The sequence below is a fragment of the Streptomyces pilosus genome (assembly GCF_014649835.1).
GTDB classification, from domain to species: Bacteria; Actinomycetota; Actinomycetes; order Streptomycetales; family Streptomycetaceae; genus Streptomyces; species Streptomyces pilosus.
Window position 1 is genome coordinate 713,691 of the sequence record NZ_BMTU01000002.1, and the last position, 6,079, is coordinate 719,769.

At 69.5% G+C, this 6,079-nt stretch carries 4 protein-coding genes; 2 read left to right on the forward strand and 2 right to left on the reverse strand.

The window, feature by feature from the left end:
• Positions 1-49 precede the first annotated feature (49 nt).
• Positions 50-2,215 carry a discoidin domain-containing protein gene (locus tag IE118_RS08255; RefSeq protein WP_189556918.1) on the reverse strand — a complete coding sequence of 722 codons (2,166 nt, stop codon included), beginning with the start codon at positions 2,213-2,215 and terminating at the stop codon, positions 50-52.
• A 130-nt stretch (positions 2,216-2,345) separates the two neighbouring features.
• Positions 2,346-4,541: a discoidin domain-containing protein gene (locus IE118_RS08260; protein ID WP_189556920.1), complete on the reverse strand. Its 2,196-nt coding sequence runs from the start codon at positions 4,539-4,541 to the stop codon at positions 2,346-2,348.
• Between the two features lie 520 nt (positions 4,542-5,061).
• Here IE118_RS08260 and IE118_RS08265 point away from each other — a divergent pair.
• Both IE118_RS08265 and IE118_RS34445 read left to right on the forward strand, forming a co-directional pair.
• Complete coding sequence (locus tag IE118_RS08265; protein WP_189556922.1) at positions 5,062-5,520, forward strand: ADP-ribosylglycohydrolase family protein; 459 nt, start codon at positions 5,062-5,064, stop codon at positions 5,518-5,520.
• Positions 5,521-5,718: 198 nt separating this feature from the next.
• Positions 5,719-5,844, forward strand: a complete 126-nt coding sequence (locus IE118_RS34445) for a hypothetical protein (RefSeq protein ID WP_268248928.1) — start codon at positions 5,719-5,721, stop codon at positions 5,842-5,844.
• Positions 5,845-6,079 lie beyond the last annotated feature (235 nt).

Here is a 6,079-nt window from a genome sequence, read left to right on the forward strand (position 1 = left end):
GGGGGTGGTGCGCAGGGCGCCGCCGTGCGCCGGGCGCCGTGCGCCGTCGTCAGCTGTAGACGCCGAACTCGTGCAGCGAGTAGCCCCAGCCGGTGCCACGCGCCGTCAGGTGCAGTCGTACGTGTCGTGCGGTCGCCGCGACGTCGATGGTGTCGATGTCGCCGTTGCCGGCGGTCGTGGTGTGGACCGTCCGCCAGCTGGTGCCGTTGTCGGAGACCTGTACGTCGTACGACTTGGCGTAGGCGGGGTCCCATACGAGCTGGAGCTTGCGGATCGGGGTGGCGGAGCCGAGGTCGACCTGGATCCACTGCGGGTCGCTCCAGTCGCTGGCCCAGCGCGTGTCGCTCCGGCCGTCCGTCGCCTTGGCGGGCTCGCAGGGGCAGTCGCCGTACGACGGCTGGAAGGAGGAGGCGGTGGTGGGCTTGTTCAGCGCCACATTGGTGCCGGTCACCGGCGGGGCGACGACCTTGACCGACTTCGTCTCGATGCCGGCGTTGCCGCGGCCGTCCTCGGCCTGGATGTACACCTTCCACACGCCGAGCTTCTCGGGAGCGGTCACGGCGAAGGTTCCATTGCCGGTCGACCGCCACTTGGCCTCGACCAGACGCTTGTCGCCGTTCGCGTAGTTGCCGCTGAGGAAGATCTTGTAGGTGATCGCGTCGCCGTCGGGGTCACGGACGTCCGCGCGGACGGTGAACTCGCCGCCCGCCGGGGCGGACGAGGCCGGACTGACGGTCATGTCCGAGATGACCGGCGGTGTGTTGTCGGTGCCGGCCGTTCCGGTGTAGGCCCTCTTGACGGAGTAGTAGGAGAGCCTCTTCAGCCCGTCGGGCACGAGGTTGAACCAGATGCCGCCGAAGTCGTGTTCGACACCGTAGTGGAAGAGGGTGGCACCAAGGGCGACGCCCCGGTGGCCGGTGACGCAGTCCCAGGCATGGGAGTACCCCTCGGCCTTCTGTACGTCGGTCGGTTCGTCGGGGACGCCGTTGGCGTCGTCCGGCACCTCCCACTCGCCTGCCGGTCCGCCCTCGGTGATGATGTACGGCTTGGTGTAGCCGCCCTTCTCCCAGTCCTCCTGGACGCCGCAGATGTCGCCGTAGGAGTTCATCGAGTACAGGTCGAGGTCGGGCGCGTTGCGCTTGTAGTACGGCCAGGCTCCCGTCCAGGCGTCGGTCGAGGTGACGGGGTGGTCGGGGTCGATGCTGTGGATCCTCTTGGCGACGTCGTTGACGAAGCCGGTGTAGGCGTTGCGCTGGGCCTCCAGTTCCGCCCCGCTGTAGCAGTTCTGCAGGCCGAGGACCGATTCGTTGCCGACGTTCCACATGAGGGTCGCGGGGTGGCTCCTGTACGTCTCGACCCACTTGGCGAACTCGGTGAGCATGTTGTTCTTGTACGTGGTGTCGGTGACGTAGTTGACGCAGCCGCCGGAGCCGGGACCGCCACCGGGCTGCAGCCAGAAGCCGTTGACGACCTTGATGCCGTGCGCGGCGGCGCTGTCGAGCAGCGGCTTGGTGCCGCCGTCGGTGCCCCAGGTGCGAATGGTGTTGACGCCCATGGACTTGACGTCGGGCATGTACTTCGGGGCGTCCGCGATGGCGGGGCCCCAGGTCAGGCCCTTGACGGTGTACGGCTGCCCACCGACGGTCAGCCGCCAGTCACCTGGTGAGCCGGTGACCTTGACCGCTCCCTGGACGGGCGGTGTGCCGTCCGTGCTCCCGTACACCTGGAACTCCCAGAGGGAGTAGCCGTAACCGCCGGACCGCTCGGTACCCAGCATCCGGACGTAGCGGCCGGAGCCGGAGACGGTGATCTCGTCCGTGCCGCCGTCACCGCCGGTCACGGTCCGCAGGGTCCGCCAGTCGGTGCCGTCGTCGGAGGCCTGGATCTGGTAGCCCTTGCCGTACGCGCCCTCCCAGGTCAGTACGACGCGGCTGAGGTCGGACCGCTGTCCGAGGTCGACCTGGAACCACTGCGGGTCGCTCCACTGGCTGGCCCAGCGGGTACCGGTGAGGTTGCCGTCCACGGCCGCGGAGGGGGCGTAGCCGGCGCCCTCCTGGGACGAGGCGGTGGCGGGCCTGCCTTGGGAGAGCAGGGTCTCCGCCGCCTGCGCGGGTGGGGCGGCCAGGACGAGTGACGACGCCACCAGTGCGCCGAGCGCGAGCAGGGGCACGGCGCGTTGGCCGGGTGGTCTGCGGTGGGAGAGAGCTGTGGACACATCTGCTCCAGACGGGTTGGGGAGAGCCGACGGGGCGGGGCTGTGGGGGCCCCGCGTGGTGGCCCCTCCGGGCCGGGGCGCGGGGATGCCATCCGGCCCGGAGGGGAGTCGTGGCCGACGGGTGGTCCGGTCAGGGGTACGACACGACCGTGGACGGCACGGTCGAGGTGCCGGCGGGCACGGTGGAGGCGCCGGTGTCGTTGATGACGTGGTTGTAGTGGCCCATGCCGCCGAGGGAGACCACGAGGAGGCTGTGGAACTTCACCCCCGGTTTGACGGGGGTCTTGAAGCCGTGGTCCTGGCGGATGCCCGGGTCGACGTTGTAGTTGCAGTAGCTGCCCAGGCCCCACGCTTCGTGGGTGTCCACCGAGTCGTCGACCCGGTAGGCGGCGTAGCCTCTCGTCGAACCGTTCTGGATGGCTGCCTGGTTCGGGGCGTCGTACGCCTTCTCGTTCTGGTAGAAGATCGTCCGGCCGCGTTCGCCGTACCACTCGACGTCGTATTTGTTGAAGTGCTCGACGAACAGCCCGGTGGCCAGGACGTCGTCGCCGTTGACCCGGACGCCGTAGTCGGCCCGGTTGGTCTCCCAGCCGACGCCCTCGCCGTGGTCGGCGCGCCAGACCCAGGTGTGGTCGATGATGGTGTCGTCGCTGTTGACGACCATGCTGGTGGTCGCCTTCCCGGCCCCCGCGCCGCCGATGCGGATGTAGACGTCCTGCACGGTGGTGGGGTCGGCCGCGTGATCGGTGGAGGCGCCCTGCGGGCCGATCTCCAGCAGCGTGGGGGAGTTGACCGGTCCGGCGTCGATGAGGAAGCCGGCGAGCCGCACGCCGTCGACGTCGGCGACCTTCATGGCGGTCACCCCGTTGTCCGGGATGATCGTGGCGAGACCGAGGCCCAGCACGATGGTGCCGGCCCGGTTCACGTTGATCGTCTGGTCCACGTGGTAGACGCCCGGGGTGAAGAGCAGGTGCAGGCCCTGGGCGAGGGCCGCGTTGATGGTGGCGGCGGTGGCGCCGGGCTTGACGACGTAGAACTTGCTCAGAGGGATCGACTCACCCTGAGGATTCCCGTCGGCCCAGGTGGTGCCGCGGGCGTTGGTCCGCTTGGCGGGGGCGAAGACCTTGTACTCGTTGCCGTCCAGGTAGAGGAACGGCTTCTCGCGGGAGATCGGCGTCGTGCCGAGTGTGGTGTAACGGGGCTCGGGGAAGCTGGTGGCGGGAGCGCCCTCGACACCGGAGAAGACCTGGTTCCACACGCTGTTGGACCAGCCGCCGATGGAGCTGTCGCGGGTGTACCACTGCTGCTGCGAGTAGTTGCCGACCTGGCCGTCGATCTTGCTGTCGGCAATGTAGCCGCCGCTGGCCCAGCCGTAGCCGTTGGGCGCGAGGTTGAGGCCGCCCTTGACGTGCATCCGGCGGAACGAGGCGGCCTGCGAGACCGCCCACCGGTTGGTGCCGTTGACCGGCTGCACGGCGAGGTTCTCCGCGCCGCGCCAGAAGTTCTGGGTGGCGTTGCCGTTGAACCAGCCGGCGTCGACGGTGATGTCACCGTTGATCGTCGTGTCGTCGGGCCGCAGGCCGAGGCCGGCGATCTGGGTGTAGAACCCGATCTGGGCGTTGAGGTTGTTGTAGGTGCCCGGCTTGAAGAGGAAGGCGTGCCGGCCGGAGCCGAACTGTGCCGACTCCTGTTCCCTGAAAACCTGGTCGAGCTTGGCCTGGATGCCGGGCGTGGACGGGTCGAAGACATGCACGTTCGGGCCGAGGTCGCCGCCGCCCGGGATCACCGGTCCGGGGTCGTCACCGGTGGTGCCGTACACCTTGAACTCCCAGAGGGAGTAGCCGTATCCGGTGGCGCGGGCGGTGCCGAGCATGCGGACGTAGCGGGCGGTGCCGGAGACGTTCACGGTCTCCGTGCCACCGGAGCCGGTGGTGGTGGAGTAGGCCGTCGACCAGTCCGTGCCGTTCTGGGACGTCTCGATGCGGTAGGACTTGGCGTGGGCGGTCTCCCAGCGCAGCTCGACCTGGCTGAGGGTTGCGGGGGAGCCCAGGTCGACGCGGATCCATTGTGGGTCGGCGGCGGCGCTGGACCAGCGGGTGCCGTTGTCACCGTCGACGGCCGCGGTCGCCGGGGTGCCGTAGTGCTCCTGGCTGGAGGCGGTGACCGGCTTGCCCTGCGACAGCAGCACGGGCGCGGCCTGCGCCTCTTCGGCGGGGACGATGGCGAGCAGGGCGGCGGCCAGGGCGGTGACCATCACACCGACGAGGCCGCGGCGGCCGGGTCTGTGGCGGACCGGCACCGCCGGGGGTATGCCGACTGTGGGCATGGGGAGTCTCCTTGACGCGGAATGACTGGGAGAGCGCTCTCCGGAACACTGCCCGCCGTGCCGGTCTCGGTCAAGGTTCCGCACACGGCTTTTCTTTTGGCTTTCATTAAGTCGCAGTTGGAGAGGTGTAGCCTCCCCGGGTCGTCCGGGAGGCTTCTCGGCCGGGGGGAGTGAGAGGGAGGGCGACTCGGCCCTGCCGGGGAAGTATCGATGTCTTGACCCTCGGCCGCGGAGTAGACAAAGCCCTCGTGTCCTAGGCCCCGGCCCTCGTCAGCGGTGTTCTCGTACGTCACCTGTCCAGCGGCTCTGTCGAGTCGGGTGCGGCGCAGCGTGCGGGGTGCCCCATCGTGGTCGTCGGCGACTCCGCCCAGGTCGAACGCCCGTGCGCGCCGACAAGCACGCCGTCCACGAAGCCCGCGCGCCGCACGCCGCGGATCACTTTCTCCGCCGGGGATCGAGAGGGCGCCGAGGAAGGCGCAGGGCCGCACGGCCGTCGGTGCGCCGCCGACAGCCTGCTCGGATGCATCGGATCCAGCGGGCCGCCGGCGCGGTCGTCGGCTCAGCGGTGGGTGACGCCTTGGGTGGCGCCTTCGAGTTCGGTCCCCAGGACGGGTTCTCCCCGCTGTTTCCCGCGCCCGGTGGCGGTGACGAGATGTGCGGAGGCGGTGGCCGGCACCCCGATCAGGCGACCGAGTTGAACGGTACGGTCCGGCCCTGCCTGGCCTCCGCCGCGTGGGCCCCGCGCACCACGAGCAATGTCGATGATGCGATCCGCGCGACGATCGACCTCGGCGGTGACACGGACACCGTCGCCGCTGTGACCGGAGGCCTCGCGAGGGCGTACCACGGCCTGGACGCCATACCCACCCGCTGGACCCGACCGCTCCACGTCCCCCTGCCAGGCTTCGACGGACGAGTGCTGCACCTGGCGGGGCTGCTCCACCTCGCGCATCGTCTCCTGGTCGAGGGCCCCCGGTGAGGCAGCCGTGGTGGCCCGCACCAACGGTGAACTGGTGGTGCGAGAACCCGGCTTCTTCCCTGCACAAGTGACTCGGAGTGCTGCTGGTTTTGCCGCCCTGAGGTGTTCAGGCTGATGCCGACAGGTGGCGAACCGGGGTATGAGGGGGTGCTACGGCGAGAGCCGTTCACGCGCGGTATCGGAGGACAGGAGGACAATGTGTCATATGGCCTGTGGCTGGCCAAAGGCGCCGGGGAGGGCACTCCGCCCTTCTGGATCGTCGTTGTGGCCCTGATCGCGATCGTCGGGGTGGCGTACCTGGTGAGTAAGGCGCGCAAGAGGTGACACCATCCGCGAGACACGCATTACGTACGGCACATCCGCCCGGCTGTATCCGCAGCTCCTCCGGGGCAGGGTGACCCAGAGGGTCCTCTGCCCCGGAGGAGCGCGGTCGGCCGGGCGGCGGGTCACCGACGCCCGGCCGATGCCGATGCCGATGCCGTGTTCGGCCCTCGGGCCTCAGTTGAAGTTCACGTCGCTGCACCACATGTAGGCCTGGTCGAGGTGCGAGGCCTGCCAG